This window comes from Sodalis glossinidius str. 'morsitans', assembly GCF_000010085.1.
GTDB lineage: Bacteria > Pseudomonadota > Gammaproteobacteria > Enterobacterales > Enterobacteriaceae > Sodalis > Sodalis glossinidius.
On the sequence record NC_007712.1, the window covers coordinates 899,440 to 916,688 of the forward strand.

The window sequence follows — 17,249 nt, forward strand, 5'->3', positions numbered from 1 at the left end:
CATCGCATCCTTTATTGTGGACCGGCGAGTGATTAACATTACAAACTCTAATGATCTTTATGGCCCGGCCCGGCGTGCCGGCACAAGGAACTGCCTACCCCCATGACGAAACAGGCCCCCCCTACGACAGTGCTGCCGCTAAGCGAGGAGCAGCTGGATCGCTTACAGACAGCGACTGGTGATTTATCTCCCCTGCAGCTGGCTTGGATTTCGGGTTATTTCTGGGGGCGGGTGGCGGAAGGGAAGCCCGCCGTGCCGCCGCCGTCGCAAAGTGCCGCCGCAGCGGCACCCATTACGCTAATTAGCGCCTCCCAGACCGGTAACGCACGCCGGTTGGCGGAGCAACTGCGCGATGATCTTATCGCCGCCCGGCTTGATGTGGTGCTGATTAACGCGGGTGACTACAAATTCAAGCAGATCGCGCAGGAAAAATTGCTGCTGATAATCACCTCCACTCAAGGGGAGGGCGATCCGCCGGAAGAGGCAGTCGCATTATATAAGTATTTATTTTCCAAGAAAGCGCCCGCACTACCGTCGACGCAATTCGCAGTCTTCGGCCTCGGCGACAGCTCTTATGAGCATTTTGCCAAAACCGGCAAAGATTTCGACAGCCGGCTCGCGGAGCTTGGGGCGCAGCGCCTGCATGACCGCGTGGATGCCGATGTGGATTATCAGGCGCAGGCCGAGACCTGGCGTGCCGCCATCGTTGAACAGCTGAAGTCCCGGGTAGCCGTCGCCAGCCCGGCGCAGCAGCAGCTGGCGGCCAGCGGTAACGTTAACGAGGTGGATTCCAGTCCTTACACCAAAGAGGCGCCGCTCACCGCGCATTTGGCGCTGAGCCAGAAGATCACCAGCCGTCAGTCGCTCAAAGATGTGCGCCATTTGGAGATCGATCTGACCGATTCTGGCCTGCGTTATCAGCCTGGCGACGCGCTGGGGGTATGGTATGAAAACGATCCGGCGCTTATCTGTGAACTGCTGGCGCTTTTGTGGCTCAAGGGTAAGGGTGATGAGCCGGTCCCGGTGGCCGGGCAGACGCTGCCCCTTGCTGAGGCGTTGCAAAAGCATTACGAGTTGACGCAAAACACCCCGGCCATTGTGGCAGGCTATGCCGCCTTCGCCCGGGACGAGGCGTTGTTGGCCGTGGTGGCGGATAAAGCGCAATTACAACAGTTCGCGCTTGCGACGCCGATTGTCGACATGGTGCGCCGCGCGCCCATCGAGCTGAGCGCCGAACAGTTGCTGTCGCTGCTGCGGCCGCTGACGCCGCGTTTGTATTCCATCGCGTCGTCGCAGGCGGAAGTCGGCGAGGAAGTGCATATCACGGTCGGCGTGGTGCGTTACGAGATCGATGGCCGGCCGCGTACCGGCGGCGCCAGCGGCTATCTGGCCGATCGGTTGGGAGAAGATGATGAATTGCGGGTGTTTATCGAGCATAACGATAATTTCCGCTTGCCGGGCGATCCCAATACACCGGTCATCATGATAGGGCCGGGCACCGGGATTGCGCCTTTCCGCGCTTTTTTGCAGCAGCGCGAAGCCGACGGCGCCCCGGGCCAGAACTGGCTGTTTTTCGGTAATCCCCATTTCACCGATGATTTTCTTTATCAGGTGGAATGGCAGCGTTATGTCAAAGAGAGGCTTCTGACCAAAATCAGTCTCGCCTGGTCGCGGGATCAGGCGGAAAAGATCTATGTGCAGGATAGAGTGCGCGAGCAGGGCGCCGAAGTGTGGCGCTGGATCCAGCAGGGTGCGCATATTTATGTCTGCGGCGACGCCAATCGTATGGCCCGTGATGTCGAGCAGGCGCTGGTGGCGGTGGTGGCCGAGTATGGCTGCATGGACCCTGAGCAGGCGGACGAATATTTGAGTGAGCTGCGCATTGAGCGCCGTTATCAGCGGGATGTCTATTGATGAGCGAACAACAACCGAAAGCCAAATTTTCCGACAATGAGCGGTTAAAAGGCGAAAGCCGTTTTCTGCGTGGCACCATCGCGCAAGATTTGCAGGACGGGCTGACCGGCGGCTTCAATGGCGATAACTTTCAGCTGATCCGCTTTCACGGTATGTACCAGCAAGACGATCGCGATCTGCGCGCTGAGCGCGCCGAGGAGAAGCTGGAGCCGTTGATTAACATGATGCTGCGCTGCCGCCTGCCGGGCGGTGTGATTACACCGCAACAATGGCTGGGCATCGACGCGTTCGCCGCCGAGCAGACCCTTTACGGCAGTATCCGTCTGACTACCCGGCAAACCTTCCAGTTTCACGGCGTACTGAAGCCGAAGCTGAAAGGGATGCATCAATTGTTGCACTGTTTGGGGCTGGACTCTATCGCCACCGCCGGCGACGTCAACCGCAATGTCCTGTGCACCTCCAATCCGGTGGAATCGGTGCTGCACCGACAGGCCTGGGAATGGGCGAAAAAAATCTCCGAACATCTGCTGCCGAAAACCCGCGCCTATGCGGAAATCTGGCTGGACGGCGAAAAGACCGAAACCACCGATCAAGAGCCGATCCTGGGGCCGACCTATTTGCCGCGTAAATTTAAAACCACGGTGGTGGTGCCGCCGCTCAATGACGTGGATCTGCATGCCAACGATCTCAATTTTGTTGCCATCAGCGATAACGGCCAATTGGTCGGGTTTAACGTGCTGGTGGGCGGCGGCCTGGCGATGACCCACGGCGATAAGAGCACCTATCCGCGCAAGGCCAGCGAATTCGGTTTCATCGCTTTGGACGACACGCTGAAAATCGCTGAAGCGGTGGTCACCACGCAGCGTGATTGGGGTAACCGCTCCAACCGCAAGAACGCCAAGACCAAGTACACCCTGGAGAGCGAAGGCGTCGGCGCGTTTCGGGAAGAGGTGGAGGTGCGCGCGGGGGTGCAGTTTGCCCCTATCCGGCCCTACGCCTTTACCGAGCGCGGCGATCGCTTCGGCTGGGTTAAGGGGATCGATAACCAATGGCACCTAACGCTGTTTATCGAAAACGGCCGCATCCTCGATTATCCGGATCGCACGCTGAAAACCGGCCTGGCGGAAATTGCCCGCAGGCACAAAGGAGACTTCCGCCTGACCGCCAATCAGAACCTGATTATTGCCGGCGTCGATAAGAAGGACAAAGCGGCTATTGAGGCGCTGGCGCGTCGGCACGGGCTGATTAACGATGATGCCACCCCCCAACGCAAAGCGTCCATGGCCTGCGTGGCGTTTCCCACCTGTCCGCTGGCGATGGCTGAAGCGGAACGTTTCCTGCCGCAGTTTGTCAGCAATGTGGAAACCATCATGTCGGGACATGGGCTGGCGGAGGACGAGATTATCCTGCGCGTGACCGGCTGCTCTAACGGGTGCGGCCGCGCGATGCTGGCGGAAATCGGGCTGGTGGGTAAAGCCATCGGCCGCTATAACTTGTACTTGGGCGGCGATCGCATCGGTACCCGGATACCGCGCATATACCGGGAAAATATCACCGAAGACGAAATTCTGAGCATCATCGATGACACCGCGGGCCGCTGGGCGCGTGAGCGTCAGCCGCAGGAGTCCTACGGCGATTATCTGGTGCGGGCCGGGATAGTGCGCCCGGTGGTTGATTCGGCGCGCGACTTTTACGATTAAGCTGAGAGAATGGCATGAGCGATTGGGATCTCGGCGAATTGAATGCGCTGGAAAAAGCGCAGCAGACGGCGGCGCTGGCGGCGGTGAACCAGCAGTTGGAAAGTCAGACGGCTGAACAGCGGGTCGCCTGGGCGCTGGAACATTTGCCGGAGCAGGCGGTGCTGTCATCGAGCTTTGGCATTCAGGCCGCGGTCAGCCTGCGTTTGGTGACGCGCCAGCGTCCAGATATTCCGGTTATTCTGACCGACACCGGGTATCTGTTCCCGGAGACCTATCGCTTTATCGATGAGCTGACAGAGACGCTGGGGCTGAACCTGCAAATCTTTCGCGCCACGACCTCGCCGGCCTGGCAAGAAGCGCGCTACGGCAAACTGTGGGAGCAGGGCGTTGAGGGGATCGAACGCTATAACCAGCTCAACAAGGTGGAGCCGATGAATCGCGCGCTGGCGACTCTGGGCGCGGGGACCTGGTTTGCGGGTCTGCGGCGCGAGCAGTCCGGCAGCCGCGCCCACCTGCCGGTGCTGGCGATTCAGCGCGGCGTCTTCAAGCTGCTGCCCATTATCGACTGGGATAATCGGCAGGTATACCAATACCTTACCCGTCACGGCCTCAGCTATCATCCCTTGTGGGAACAGGGTTACCTGTCTGTGGGTGACACTCACACGACGCGCAAGTGTGAGCCCGGCATGAGCGAAGAAGAGACGCGCTTCTTCGGGTTGAAACGCGAATGCGGGTTGCATGAAGGCTAAGATTCTGCCCCGTTGGGGGGAGAGGGAAAAGCCCGGGGCGGATGCCCCTTGAGTGCAGTTGTGGGCGCCGGAGGGCGCTATTTTGGATTTACCTCAGTCGGGACGGTCCTCTAAGCTCCGTCCGCGGCGGAGCGGGGGCTTGTTCAGGTTTGCGTGCTGGCGCGGTTCGTTTTCGCCGTGGCCTTCACCTGGGCGCCGGTGGGTTCGCGCAGTAACGGCCGCAGCAGGATCAGACCATCGCGGGTACGCCGTGCCAGTTGACCATGCAGGTGGCGGTCCAGCCACAATAGGTTATCCTGCTGGCTCTGGTAACACACCGTGCCCTGCGGGATGTAGGCGCTGACTTTCCGTTGCAGGCAACTGTCGCCGGCAACGCCGGAAGTGATATCCAGCACCGGTAGCTCGGCGCGGGCGAACGGCAGCAATGGTGACGGGCACGCCAGCCCGCGCGAAGTTACTGATGGATCAGCAGCGGTATGCTGGCGCGGCGGGCCTGCGCGCGCAGGGCGTTAATTTGCGGCAATAGCGCGTTCGCGCCTGCCAGCAGCTGATAATCGACGCGCAGCTTTTCGCAGGCGATGAGCTGCTGTAGATCCACCACCAGCCGCGTTTGCTGTTTCTCCGGCGGCGACACGCGATCAAGGTAGTCCTGGCTGCCTGCCAAATCGGGCGTGACGGCGCTCAACGCCACGAAACGCACGCCGGAGCGCAGCGGCAGGCGTCCCAGATCGCGCGCCAGCGCCAGCATGATACCGATCCCGGCGGCATTGTCGTCCACCCCCTGCAGCGTCAACCCCCCGAGGTTGTGGTTCAGATCGCGATCGTTGCGCGGCAGGTAGGTGTCGAGGTGGGCGATAACCAGAATCTCCCCTTGCCCGGCCAGGCCGGCTTTGGCGGCGATAGTAGAACTGGCGGTAATGCGCTGCCAGTCCACTCGTTCGCCCGGCGCGCCATAGCGATAGCGGGTATTGAAAGCGCGCAGATAGCTCTGATAGCCCAGCGCGCGAAATTGTTGCTGCAGGTGCTCGGCGGCCAGCAGCTCCGTAGGACTGCCCGCCATGCGCCCGGGAAAATAGGTGGCGATAGCGCGGGTTTGCTCTTGGGCGTAGCGTTCGGGAGAGAGAGGAGAAGCGGCCTGGGCGGCCTGCGTCAGTCCAGCGCTTACGAACAGCCAGAGCGCAATACGCAGGCAAGCGGGGTAACGCATAACGGAAAGTCCTTGTTTACCGGAATGGCCTCAATATTCGGCCGCGCAACTGTCGGCTATAGTATGGGGCGGCGACGGCGGCAAAACAATTCCGTTTCGCTGGAAAGTCAATGGTGTCGTTATTCCATAAAGGTAAATCAAATTCCAATTAAGAATTTCATATACCATAAATGGTCGACGTATAGTCATTATATTACTAAACACGAACAGAAAGGTTGCTGTGGAATATTTACCGCTATTTGCCGATCTCAGGCGTCGTCCGGTACTGGTGGTTGGCGGTGGCGAGGTGGCCGCGCGCAAAATTCAACTGTTAATGCGCGCCGGTGCGCAAATCATAGTGGCGGCGCGGGCTTTATGCCCGGCGCTTGAGGAAATCCGCCAGGCCGGCGGTCTGTCCTGGCTAGGCGAATCGTTTGAACCGGCCATGCTGGACGACGTTTTCCTGGTGATCGCCGCCACCGATGATGCGGCGCTGAATGCCAGGGTCTCCCAGTGCGCCGAACAGCGCCATCTGCTGGCCAATGTGGTGGACGACCAGCCGTACTGCTCATTTATCTTTCCCTCAATTATCGATCGCGCCCCCATCGTAGTGGCCATCTCCTCCAGCGGTACGGCGCCGGTGCTCGCGCGCATCCTGCGCGAGAAACTGGAATCGATTCTTCCGACCTTTCTCGGCCCCATGGCTGCCATAGCGGGCGCCTGGCGCGGCCGGGTAAAGCAGCGGATCCGCAGCATGGCCGGCCGTCGCCGGTTCTGGGAGAAAGCGCTCAATGGCCGCTTTGCCAGTCTGATGGCGCAGGGGCGGCTGGAACAGGCCGAACAGGCGCTGGAGCAGGCCCTGAACGCGGGCCCGGAACACGGGGGCGAGGTGGCGTTGGTCGGCGCCGGCCCCGGCGATAGCGGGCTATTGACGCTGCGCGGGCTGCAATTGATGCAGCAGGCGGATGTGGTGCTGTATGACTATCTGGTAAGCCCTGAAGTTCTCGAACTGGTGCGCCGCGATGCGGAGCGGATTTGCGCGGGCAAGCGCGTCGGCGAGCACTCGATGCCGCAGCAGGAGATCAATCGCCTGTTGGTGACGCTAGCGCAGCAGGGCAAAAAGGTGGTGCGGCTTAAAGGGGGAGATCCCTTTATTTTCGGCCGCGGCGGCGAAGAGCTGCAAGCCGTGGCGACGGCGGGCATACCCTTTCAGGTGGTGTCCGGCATCACCGCTGCCGCGGGCGCCACCGCCTATGCCGGCATTCCGTTGACCCATCGCGAACATGCCCAGAGCATTACTTTTATCACCGGGCATCTGCGTGACGGCGCCGATGCCCTGGATTGGCAGGCGCTGGCGCGTGGGCGCCAGACGCTGGCTATCTACATGGGGGTAGTCAAGGCGGCGGAAATCAGCAGCCAGCTGATTCGCCATGGCCGGTCGGCACAAACGCCGGTGGCGGTGATAAGCCGCGGGACCTGCAGCGACCAGTACGTGCAGACGGGCACGCTGGAGGCGCTGGATCAACTGGCGCAAAAGGCGCCCACCCCCGCATTGGTGGTGATTGGCGAAGTGGTCGCCCTTCATCATGAAATCAATTGGTTTGGTCAGCAAAACCTGGCGGCGCAAAAGCGCGCGTCGGTGGTTAATCTGGCATAAGGATGTCATTTATGGATCAACAACGTTTTACCCATCTTCTGCAGCTGGAGGCTGAGAGTATCCATATTATCCGTGAGGTGGCTGCCGAATTCAGCAATCCGGTGATGATGTACTCCATCGGCAAAGACTCGTCCGTGATGCTGCATCTGGCGCGTAAGGCCTTTCATCCCGGCAAGCTGCCGTTTCCGCTGCTGCATGTGGATACCGGCTGGAAATTCCGCGAAATGTATGCGTTCCGCGATCACACCGCCAAGGCCTACGGTTTCGAGCTACTGGTGCATAAAAACCCGGAAGGGGTGGCGATGGGCATCAATCCCTTTGTCCACGGCAGCGCCAAGCACACCGATATCATGAAGAACGAGGGCCTGAAACAGGCACTGAATCAATACGGCTTCGATGCCGCCTTTGGCGGCGCCCGGCGCGATGAGGAGAAATCCCGCGCCAAGGAGCGTATTTACTCTTTTCGCGACCGCTTTCACCGCTGGGATCCGAAAAACCAGCGTCCGGAGCTGTGGCACAACTACAACGGCCAGATCAACAAAGGGGAAAGCATTCGCGTTTTCCCGCTCTCCAACTGGACCGAGCTCGATATCTGGCAATACATCTTTTTGGAAAACATCGAAATCGTACCGCTGTATCTGGCCAAGAAGCGCCCCGTGCTCGAACGCGACGGGATGCTGATTATGGTGGACGACGACCGTATCGACCTGCAGCCGGGTGAAGTTATCGAACAACGTATGGTGCGCTTTCGCACGCTCGGTTGTTGGCCCCTGACCGGCGCGGTGGCCTCCGACGCGCAGACCCTGCCCGAGATTATCGAGGAGATGCTGGTATCCACCACCAGTGAGCGTCAGGGCCGTGTTATCGATCGCGATCAGTCCGGGTCGATGGAAATGAAAAAGCGTCAGGGTTATTTTTAAGGAGCCATCTACATGAACAATGCCATAGCCCAACAGATCGCCGAGCAGGGCGGGGTAGAAGCGTACCTGCACGCCCAGCAGCATAAAAGCCTGCTGCGTTTTTTGACCTGCGGCAGCGTCGATGACGGCAAAAGTACGCTGATTGGCCGCCTGCTGCACGACACCCGGCAAATCTACGAGGATCAACTGTCGACGCTGCATACCGACAGCAAGCGCCTGGGTACCCAGGGCGACAAACTCGATTTGGCGCTGCTGGTGGATGGCTTGCAGGCCGAGCGCGAGCAGGGCATCACGATTGATGTTGCCTATCGCTATTTCTCCACCGAAAAGCGTAAATTTATTATTGCCGATACGCCGGGGCATGAACAGTACACCCGCAATATGGCGACCGGCGCCTCGACCTGCGATGTGGCCATACTGCTTATCGACGTGCGCAAAGGCGTGCTGGATCAGACCCGGCTCCACAGCTTTATCAGTACGTTGTTGGGCATCCGTCATCTGGTGGTGGCGGTGAACAAAATGGATCTGGTGGCGTTCGACGAGCAGATCTTTCAAGGTATTCGCCAGGATTATCTGCGTTTCGCCGAGCAATTGCCGGTCGATCTGGACATTACCTTCGTCCCGTTGTCGGCGCTGGAGGGCGATAATGTTGCCGCGCTGGGGAAGGCCATGCCCTGGTATAACGGCCCGACGCTGCTGGATGTGTTGGAAACGGTGGAGGTTATCAATCTTAACGAGCAGCAGCCGGCGCGCTTTCCGGTGCAATACGTTAACCGTCCCAATCTGGATTTTCGCGGTTACGCCGGCACCGTGGCGGCGGGCGTACTGCGCGTCGGTCAGGCGGTGAAAGTGCTGCCGTCGGGCGTCACTTCCACCATCAGCCGCATCGTGACCTTTGATGGCGATTTGACGGAGGCCTGGGCTGGTGAAGCGGTGACCCTGGTTTTAAAAGATGAGGTAGACATCAGCCGTGGCGATTTGCTGGTGGACGCCGGCGAGACGCTGACGGAGGTGCAAAACGCCCAGGTCGATGTGGTGTGGATGACCGAACAGCCATTGGTGGCGGGCCAGAGCTTTGATATCAAAATTGCCGGCAAGAAAACCCGCGCGCGGGTGGACAACATTCAGTATCAGGTTGATATCAACACCCTGACTCAGCGTGTGGCCGACAGTCTGCCGCTTAACGGTATTGGTCTGGTGGAGCTGGCGTTCGACGAGCCGATGATTCTGGATAAGTATGCCGATAATCCGACTACCGGCGGCATGATTTTCATCGACAGGTTAAGCAATGTCACCGTTGGCGCCGGCATGGTGCGCCAGCCGCTACAGGACGTTTATCGCGAGCCGGGCGCCTACGGCGAATTTGAGCTGGCGCTCAACGCGCTGGTGCGCCGCCATTTTCCGCACTGGGGCGCACGCGACCTGCTGGGAGGCAAATAATGACCGCCGACGCAGGGCGTCCTGTCGACGACAATGTGGTTTGGCATACGCATCCGGTTACCCGTCAGGACCGCGAGGGGTTGCATAAGCACCAGGGGACGGTATTGTGGTTTACCGGTCTGTCCGGCTCGGGCAAATCGACCCTTGCCGGCGCGCTGGAGCAGGTACTGCATCAGCGGGGCGTCAGCACCTATTTACTGGACGGCGACAACTTCCGCCACGGTTTGTGCCGCGATCTGGGCTTTAGCGATGACGATCGCCGCGAGAATATTCGCCGCGTAGGCGAGGTGGCGCGGCTGATGGTTGACGCCGGTCTCATCGTGTTAACCGCCTTCATTTCGCCCCATCGCGCCGAGCGTCAGCTGGTGCGGGATATGCTGCCCGCCGGCCGCTTTATCGAAGTGTTTGTCGATACGCCGCTGGCCGTCTGCGAGGCGCGCGATCCCAAAGGGCTCTACCAAAAAGCCCGTTCCGGCGAGCTGCGTAATTTTACCGGTATTGACACGGTTTACGAGGCACCGCAGCGGCCGGATCTGCATCTGGATGGCGAACAATTGGTAACAAATTTGACCGGTCGTTTATTAGATCTGCTGGATGAGCGCGTTATTATCAACTTCTGAATGCGCTGCCGGCGAGCGACTGAACGTCGCCGGCGATTACCAGCCAGAGACAGGTCTTGATGCCGAACGTTACCGAGATAAAACGCGCTATTCCTTTCAAATTCAGCCTCGCCCTTGACCGTAAGTTTCGCCGGGATGAGCCGCCTTATGCCCTGTGGGGCGGTATCGCCGGGTTTGTCTTTTACTGGCTGGCTTTTGCCGTGCCGATTCTGCAATTTGGCGCCAACGCCCTGTTTTTCCTGCTCTACACCTGGCCGTTCTTTCTGGCGCTGTTGCCGGTGTGCGTGCTGATGGGCGTCATCTACAGCGTGCTGCTTGGCGGCAGAGTTTGCCTGTCGCTGCTGGCCACGGGTCTGTCGGTCTTCAGCCTGTTCTGGCTGGTGTTCATTTTTCTCTCGGGCTGGTAACGGCCAGTACGCCTCCTCATGCGGTAACAAAGCGTAAAAAATCGGTAAAAAAGCCCCTGAGCCGCCGACTTTTTGGCGTAAATGCCGCGGTATTTGCTGGCTGGTGTGGAGTCCGACCGCAGGTTATGGGATGATTATGCCGTCATTCAGGGGGGGAGGTATGGGAAAACTGACGCTGCTGTTATTAGTATTGCTTGGCTGGTTACAATATTCGCTATGGCTGGGTAAAAACGGTGTGCACGATTTGGTGCGCGTCGAGAGCGACGTTGCGGCGCAGCAAAGCAACAATGCGCAGCTCAAAGCGCGCAACGATCAGCTGTTTGCGGAAATTGATGATTTGAACGGCGGCCAGGGAGCCATCGAGGAACGCTCACGCAACGAGCTTGGCATGATAAAGCCGGGCGAGACCTTCTATCGTCTGGTGCCGGAGCAGTCGAAACGGCAGCCGGCAGCGCCCGCGACACAAGACAATCAATAATGATCGCATTAGCAGGGCAGACCCCTGACGTTATCGCCATACTACCGGCGGCCGGTATCGGCAGCCGCATGCAGACCGCCCTTCCCAAACAATATCTCACCATCGGCAACAAAACGTTGCTCGAACACGCCATTGACGCGCTGCTGTGTCATCCTTGCATCAGCGAGGCTGTGGTGGCGATAAGCGCGGAAGACCGCTGGTTCTACCAGTTGCCGGTCGCGGCCGATCCACGGGTGCGTGTTGTCACCGGCGGGTCGGTGCGCGCCGACTCGGTCATGGCTGCGCTGCGCTGCGCCAGCGCGGCATCATGGGTGCTGGTGCACGACGCCGCTCGCCCTTGCCTGCATCAAGACGATCTCCGCCGCCTGCTGGTGATAACCGCGCATACCGAGGTGGGGGGGCTCCTGGCGACGCCGGTGCGCGACACCATGAAACGCGCCCACACTGGCTCGGACATTATTGCCGCCACCGTCGAGCGCGAGGATTTATGGCACGCATTGACGCCGCAGCTGTTTGCGCGCGACCTGCTGATAACCTGCCTTGAGCGGGCGCTGGCGGAAGGTGCGACCGTCACCGATGAGGCCTCGGCTTTAGAGTATTGCGGTTATGCGCCGCTGTTGGTACCGGGGCGCGTGGACAACATCAAAGTGACCCGCCCGGAAGATTTGGCGCTGGCCCGCTTCTTTTTTTCTCAATTGGCTAATACGGAGAGCGTGTAAATGCGTATCGGACACGGTTTCGACGTGCACAAGTTCGGCGGCGAAGGCCCACTTATCATCGGCGGCGTGCGTATCCCTTACCCGCAGGGCCTGCTGGCGCATTCCGATGGTGACGTTGCGCTGCACACCGCCACCGACGCCTTGCTGGGCGCCGCCGCGCTGGGCGATATCGGCAAATTGTTTCCGGATACCGATTCGGCCTTCAAAGGGGCCGACAGCCGCGCGTTATTGCGCGAAGCCTGGCGACGGATTGCGGCCAAAGGCTACCGTCTGGGCAATCTGGATATTACCCTTATTGCCCAGGTACCTAAGATGGCGCTGCATATTCCGCAAATGCGCGTGAATATCGCGGAAGATCTCGGCTGCCACATGGATGATGTCAACGTCAAGGCGACCACCACCGAACAGTTAGGCTTTACCGGTCGCGGCGAAGGCATTGCCTGCGAGGCGGTGGCTCTACTGGTCAGGACCTCATAACTGACGATCTGGACTATCATCAGCTGCTGGTTGCAGGGCAAACCGGCCGCGACCGGTTTGATGAAAGCCGGGGCGGCGGATTTCCAGGTACGAGAAACGCTCGGGTTCGAGCCGGACGGCGAAGGTGAACGTGTGTTGGTGCGGCTGCGCAAAACTGGCTGCAATACGCCCTATGTTGCCGAGGCGCTGGCGGCCTTTGCCGGTACCCGCCCGGTCCGTGAGCTACGCTGGGCTGAAGGATCGCCACGTCGTTACCGAACAGTGGCTTTGCCTGCATCTGTCCGGTAGAAGCGATCCCAACTTCGCGGCTTTCCAGCTTGCGGGCTGCGAGATTCTCGCCACCGCCCGTCATCGGCCGCAAACTGCGCATTGGCACTCTTAAGGGCAACGCCTTCACCCTGACGCTGAGTGAGATAAGCGACCAGGCGGATGTCGACGTGCGGTTGAACTGCCTTGCCCGGGAAGGCGTACCGGATTATTTCGGTCATCAGGGCAATAATCTGAGGCTGGCGCAGCGCTGGGCCGAGGATAATCGCCGCATTAAAGATTGCAGCAAGCGCAGCTTTGCGCTTTCCGCCGCCCGCAGCGCATTGTTCAATAACGTGGTCAGCCAGCGTCTGGCGCAATTTGGGCCAGAGCGTGTTCTGAACGGCGACGCCCTGCAATTAACCGGCCGCGGCAGCTGGTTTGTCGCCACGACGGCGGAGCTACCGGCGCTGACCGACCGGCTGGTGGCGGGGGAGCTTTCGCTGACGGCGCCATTGCCGGAGGAGGGGGAATTGGGTTCCCTTGCTGCTGCGGCGGCGTTTAAACAAACTTGTCTGGCGACGCGCCCTGCTGCTGCGACCGAAGGAGTTAAGCTGGCATTGGCAAGACCACGCGACGCTGACGCTTTCCTTCAGCCTGCCTGCAGGCAGTTATGCTACGGCGGTAGTGCGTGAATTGCTGGATGCCACCGCCGAAATTGACCACTGACCCGCCATCGTCCTCACGAAACCTTTCAGCTGCGGCGTGACTGCCGTGGTCAGCCCGCCGTTACGCCTCGCGCACCCTCTCTTGCACGGCGGCGAAATTTGCCTCATCCGCTGAATTGCCAGCTTCACCACGGTGACATTTCATGCCATTATTGATCTCTATTTCCGCCCTGATCGTGCGCCGGTGACCCTGACCGGCGGCGGGTCAGGCCGGTTTTTGCCTTTCACCGCAGGGCGTCGTGGTGCGGGAGATTTTCTTATAACCTCAAAAAAGACTATGCACATACTTTTAAGCAACGATGATGGCATTCATGCGCCCGGCATACAGCAGCTGGCGGAAGCGTTACGCACGCTTGCTTTCGTACAGATCGTGGCGCCAGACCGCGACCGCAGCGGAGTGTCCAATTCTCTGACGCTGGACGCGCCGCTGCGCATGCAAACCCATCCCAACGGCGATATCGCCATCCTCTCCGGTACCCCCACCGACTGCGTCTATCTCGGCGTCAATGCACTGATGCGCCCCGGACCGGATATTGTGGTGTCCGGCATCAACGCCGGGCCGAATTTGGGCGACGACGTTATTTACTCCGGCACCGTCGCCGCCGCGATGGAAGGGCGCCATCTGGGCTACCCGGCGCTGGCGGTGTCGCTGAACGGCACCCGCCATTTCGCCACCGCCGCCGCCGTCACCTGCCGCCTGCTGCGCGCGCTAACGAGCACTCCGTTGCGCACGGGCAAAATTCTTAACGTCAATGTCCCCGACCTGCCGCTGTCGTCCCTCAAGGGGTACAAAGTCACCCGCTGCGGCAGCCGGCATCCTGCCAGCGAGGTTATCCGGCAAACCGATCCGCGCGGCCGGGAAATGCTGTGGATCGGGCCGCCGGCCGGCTCCTTCGATGCGGGGGCTGACACCGATTTCGACGCCGTAAACCGCGGTTATGTCTCCCTGACGCCGCTGCAGGTGGATCTGACCGCCAGCGCCGCACTGCCCGTACTGAGCGACTGGCTTGGCGATACGGAGGGGCTTGGCTCATGGTAGACGTACGTACGCAGACGCTGCTGGCGCAGCTGCGTCAGCAGGGTATCCGCGATGAACGCCTGCTGCAGGCCATGGAGGCGGTGCCGCGCGAACATTTTATCGACGAGGCTTTCGAGCACAAAGCCTATGATAATACCGCACTGCCCATCGGCCTTGGGCAGACCATTTCCCAACCTTACATCGTGGCGCGAATGACCGAACTGCTGGCGTTGTGGCCGGAATCGCGGGTGTTGGAGATTGGCACCGGCTCCGGCTATCAGACCGCCATTCTGGCGCATCTGGTGAAGCACGTCTGCTCGGTAGAGCGCATCAAAAAGCTGCAATGGCAGGCCAAGCGCCGGCTAAAACTTCTCGATCTGCATAATATTTCCACCCGCCACGGCGACGGTTGGCAGGGCTGGCTGTCGCGCGGGCCGTTCGACGCCATTATTGTCACGGCGGCGCCGCCGGAAATCCCTCAGGCGCTGATGGCGCAGCTGGATGAAGGCGGCGTGATGGTGTTGCCGGTCGGCGATGAACAGCAGCATTTGACGCGGGTACGGCGTAAGGGCGGCGAGTTTGTCGTCGATACCGTTGAAGCGGTCCGATTCGTTCCGCTGGTGAAAGGCGAACTGGCCTGATCTCCCGGCGCTTAAATTTCTATACAAGTGTTTAATGGCGCAGGCGACCGGTTGTTGCTAGCATTAACGATAGTATAATTATTAACTAAGAAATAGCTGAAAATGCTCCTGTTAGTGGGACAATAAGCCAAAAAAGGATGTATAACACATAATGTCTGGCCTATTTGGAATGATGACTGGCGTTGCTGCCATAGGGGAGAATTGAGCATGGGAAGCCCGAAGAGCGCGTGGCGCCGCGTTGCGGTTTGTGCCATGGCGAGTATCTGGCTGGCGGGGTGCGCCAATAATGAATCCAGCGCACCGATAAGCAGCGTGGGCGGCGGCAGTGCCACCACCGTTGAGCGCGCCCCCCAGCTCGGTCAGCCGCGCGCTGTGGTGAGCGGTGGCGAGCAGGGCCAGGTGAATGTCTCTCCGCAAGGAAATATTGTTTACAACAGGAGTTATGACAATATTCAGAAAGGTTCCTATTCCGGCGCGACATATCAGGTGAAACGCGGCGATACGCTGTTCTATATAGCCTGGATTACGGGGAACGACTACCGGGATCTGGCGCAAAGGAACAACATTCCGGAACCTTACAGCCTGAACGTAGGTCAGACTTTGCAGGTAGGTAACGGAACGGTACCGATTACCGGCAATGCGCCGGCTGGAACCGTTCTGGCGTCCAACGCCAACCAGACCAATACCGGTGTTGTGGTCGCCCTGGTTCCTACCTCGAATACACGATTGACAGAATCAAGTGTTGATTCTAATAAAAACAATGGTTATCCTGAAAGTTCAAGTAAACAGAGTGTAGGGAAAATGTTGCCGTCGTCGAATGGCAAAATGTTACCTACCACCGGCACCGTTGTTACCACAACTGCGCCGGTCGCAGCACCCAGCACGGCACCAGCCGCCACGGCGTCTGGCAGCACGGCAATCACCGGTTGGCGTTGGCCGACGGATGGGAAGATTATTGACAACTTTTCCGCCGCTGAAGGCGGTAATAAAGGGGTTGATATCTCCGGTTCTCGAGGACAGCCAATTTTGGCGACCGTCAGCGGCAGAGTGGTTTATGCCGGCAATGCCTTGCGGGGTTACGGTAATCTTATCATCATCAAACACAATGATGATTACTTGAGCGCCTACGCCCACAACGATACGATGCTAGTCCGAGAACAACAAGAAGTCAGGGCGGGGCAGAAAATCGCTACCATGGGTAGCACCGGAACCAGCACAACCAGATTGCATTTTGAAATTCGTTACAAGGGGAAATCCGTAAACCCGCTGCGTTATCTTCCGCAGCGATAAATTGGCGGAATGTCTCGACGTTCTGTCCTGGGATCACGGGTAGGAGCACTATGAGCCAAAATACGCTGAAAGTTAACGAGTTACATGAAGAGGCCGAATTCGATGAGAATAGGGCTGAAACATTTGACGAGAAGGCGCTAGTCGATGAGCCTGCTGATAATGATTTAGCCGAAGAAGAGCTGCTGTCTCAGGGAGCAAGTCAGCGTGTTCTGGACGCCACACAGCTGTATCTGGGCGAGATCGGCTACTCCCCGCTGCTGACCGCTGAAGAAGAGGTCTACTTTGCACACGGCGCGCTCTTCGGGTGACATTGCCTCACGATGCCGGATGATTGAGAGCAACCTGCGTCTGGTGGTGAAAATTGCCCGCCGTTACAGTAACCGTGGACTGGCGTTGCTGGATTTAATCGAGGAAGGTAACCTCGGTCTGATTCGCGCGGTAGAAAAATTTGACCCGGAAAGAGGGTTCCGTTTCTCTACTTACGCCACCTGGTGGATTCGCCAGACGATTGAACCGGCCATCATGAACCAAACCCCCGTACCATTCGCCTGCCGATCTATATCGTTAAAGAGCTGAACGTCTATCTGCGCACCGTGCGTGCACTGTCGCATAAACTGGATATGAGCAGAGCGCGGAAGAAATTGCCGAGCAGCTGGCAAGTCCGTGGAAGACGTCAGCCGTATGCTGCGTTTGAACGAGCGTATCACGTCGGTGGACACGCCGCTGGGCTATGATTCCGAGAAGGCGCTGCTGGACATTCTGTCCGATGAAAAAGACAGCGGTTCGGAAGACACCACGCAGGACGATGACATGGAGCAAAGCATCGTCAAGTGGCTGTTCGAGCTGAACGCCAAACAGCGTGAAGTGCTGGCTAGACGTTTCGGTTTGCTGGGTTATGAAGCCGCGACGCTTGAAGATGTGGGCCGTGAAATCGGTCTGAACCGCGAACGCGTGCGTCAGATTCAGGTGGAAGATTTGCGCCGTCTGCGGGAGATCCTGCAGGGTCAGGGCCTGAGCATTGAGGCGCTGTTCCGCGAATAAGCTTACTCTTGGCGCCGG

16 protein-coding genes and 2 pseudogenes are annotated in these 17,249 nt (G+C 59.2%); 16 read left to right on the forward strand and 2 right to left on the reverse strand.

Annotation, left to right across the window (positions count from 1 at the left end; all coding sequences use genetic code 11):
* Window positions 1-102: 102 nt before the first annotated feature.
* From cysJ to SGP1_RS04605, 3 genes are read left to right on the forward strand one after another with little or no spacing between them, the layout of a single operon-like run.
* Window positions 103-1,914 (forward strand): NADPH-dependent assimilatory sulfite reductase flavoprotein subunit, encoded by a 1,812-nt coding sequence (cysJ, locus tag SGP1_RS04595; RefSeq protein ID WP_011410489.1) that lies wholly within the window; start codon window positions 103-105, stop codon window positions 1,912-1,914.
* Window positions 1,914-3,614 carry an assimilatory sulfite reductase (NADPH) hemoprotein subunit gene (gene cysI, locus SGP1_RS04600; protein WP_011410490.1) on the forward strand — a complete coding sequence of 567 codons (1,701 nt, stop codon included), beginning with the start codon at window positions 1,914-1,916 and terminating at the stop codon, window positions 3,612-3,614. The genes cysJ and cysI overlap by 1 nt, the downstream gene beginning before the upstream one ends.
* A gap of 14 nt (window positions 3,615-3,628) precedes the next feature.
* Window positions 3,629-4,363, forward strand: coding sequence for a phosphoadenylyl-sulfate reductase (locus tag SGP1_RS04605; RefSeq protein WP_011410491.1), 735 nt, complete (start codon window positions 3,629-3,631; stop codon window positions 4,361-4,363).
* 143 nt (window positions 4,364-4,506) lie between these two features.
* On the opposite strand, the gene SGP1_RS26585 is transcribed toward SGP1_RS04605, so the two are convergent.
* Together SGP1_RS26585 and SGP1_RS04615 are read right to left on the reverse strand one after the other, a co-directional pair.
* Window positions 4,507-4,788, reverse strand: coding sequence for a hypothetical protein (locus tag SGP1_RS26585; protein ID WP_041866636.1), 282 nt, complete (start codon window positions 4,786-4,788; stop codon window positions 4,507-4,509).
* 29 nt (window positions 4,789-4,817) lie between these two features.
* Window positions 4,818-5,570: a M28 family peptidase gene (locus SGP1_RS04615; protein WP_011410492.1), complete on the reverse strand. Its 753-nt coding sequence runs from the start codon at window positions 5,568-5,570 to the stop codon at window positions 4,818-4,820.
* 220 nt (window positions 5,571-5,790) lie between these two features.
* On the opposite strand from SGP1_RS04615, the gene cysG reads away from it, so the two are divergent.
* The 13 genes and pseudogenes from cysG to rpoS all read left to right on the forward strand — a co-directional run bounded on the left by cysG (window position 5,791) and on the right by rpoS (window position 17,231).
* Window positions 5,791-7,206, forward strand: a complete 1,416-nt coding sequence (gene cysG, locus SGP1_RS04620; protein WP_011410493.1) for a siroheme synthase CysG — start codon at window positions 5,791-5,793, stop codon at window positions 7,204-7,206.
* An 11-nt stretch (window positions 7,207-7,217) separates the two neighbouring features.
* A complete protein-coding gene (gene cysD / locus SGP1_RS04625) occupies window positions 7,218-8,126 on the forward strand; it encodes a sulfate adenylyltransferase subunit CysD (protein ID WP_011410494.1) in 909 nt (302 codons plus the stop codon).
* 12 nt (window positions 8,127-8,138) lie between these two features.
* Window positions 8,139-9,566 (forward strand): sulfate adenylyltransferase subunit CysN, encoded by a 1,428-nt coding sequence (gene cysN / locus SGP1_RS04630; protein WP_011410495.1) that lies wholly within the window; start codon window positions 8,139-8,141, stop codon window positions 9,564-9,566.
* On the forward strand, window positions 9,566-10,186 hold the full coding sequence (gene cysC, locus SGP1_RS04635; protein ID WP_011410496.1) for an adenylyl-sulfate kinase: 621 nt from the start codon (window positions 9,566-9,568) through the stop codon (window positions 10,184-10,186). Before cysN ends, cysC begins: the two co-directional genes overlap by 1 nt.
* A 59-nt stretch (window positions 10,187-10,245) precedes the next feature.
* Window positions 10,246-10,593: a DUF3561 family protein gene (locus SGP1_RS04640; RefSeq protein WP_041866637.1), complete on the forward strand. Its 348-nt coding sequence runs from the start codon at window positions 10,246-10,248 to the stop codon at window positions 10,591-10,593.
* 160 nt (window positions 10,594-10,753) lie between these two features.
* Window positions 10,754-11,071: a cell division protein FtsB gene (gene ftsB, locus SGP1_RS04645; protein WP_011410498.1), complete on the forward strand. Its 318-nt coding sequence runs from the start codon at window positions 10,754-10,756 to the stop codon at window positions 11,069-11,071.
* On the forward strand, window positions 11,071-11,790 hold the full coding sequence (gene ispD, locus SGP1_RS04650; RefSeq protein WP_011410499.1) for a 2-C-methyl-D-erythritol 4-phosphate cytidylyltransferase: 720 nt from the start codon (window positions 11,071-11,073) through the stop codon (window positions 11,788-11,790). Before ftsB ends, ispD begins: the two co-directional genes overlap by 1 nt.
* Window positions 11,791-12,267: a 2-C-methyl-D-erythritol 2,4-cyclodiphosphate synthase gene (gene ispF / locus SGP1_RS04655; RefSeq protein ID WP_011410500.1), complete on the forward strand. Its 477-nt coding sequence runs from the start codon at window positions 11,791-11,793 to the stop codon at window positions 12,265-12,267.
* 60 nt (window positions 12,268-12,327) lie between these two features.
* A pseudogene (locus SGP1_RS04660) lies at window positions 12,328-13,242 on the forward strand (tRNA pseudouridine(13) synthase TruD).
* A 276-nt stretch (window positions 13,243-13,518) separates the two neighbouring features.
* Window positions 13,519-14,280: a 5'/3'-nucleotidase SurE gene (gene surE / locus SGP1_RS04665; protein WP_011410501.1), complete on the forward strand. Its 762-nt coding sequence runs from the start codon at window positions 13,519-13,521 to the stop codon at window positions 14,278-14,280.
* Window positions 14,274-14,900 (forward strand): protein-L-isoaspartate(D-aspartate) O-methyltransferase, encoded by a 627-nt coding sequence (locus SGP1_RS04670; RefSeq protein ID WP_011410502.1) that lies wholly within the window; start codon window positions 14,274-14,276, stop codon window positions 14,898-14,900. The genes surE and SGP1_RS04670 overlap by 7 nt, the downstream gene beginning before the upstream one ends.
* A gap of 207 nt (window positions 14,901-15,107) precedes the next feature.
* Window positions 15,108-16,190, forward strand: coding sequence for a murein hydrolase activator NlpD (nlpD, locus tag SGP1_RS04675; protein WP_041866638.1), 1,083 nt, complete (start codon window positions 15,108-15,110; stop codon window positions 16,188-16,190).
* Window positions 16,191-16,240: 50 nt separating this feature from the next.
* Window positions 16,241-17,231: pseudogene (rpoS, locus tag SGP1_RS31655) on the forward strand (RNA polymerase sigma factor RpoS).
* Window positions 17,232-17,249: the final 18 nt, after the last annotated feature.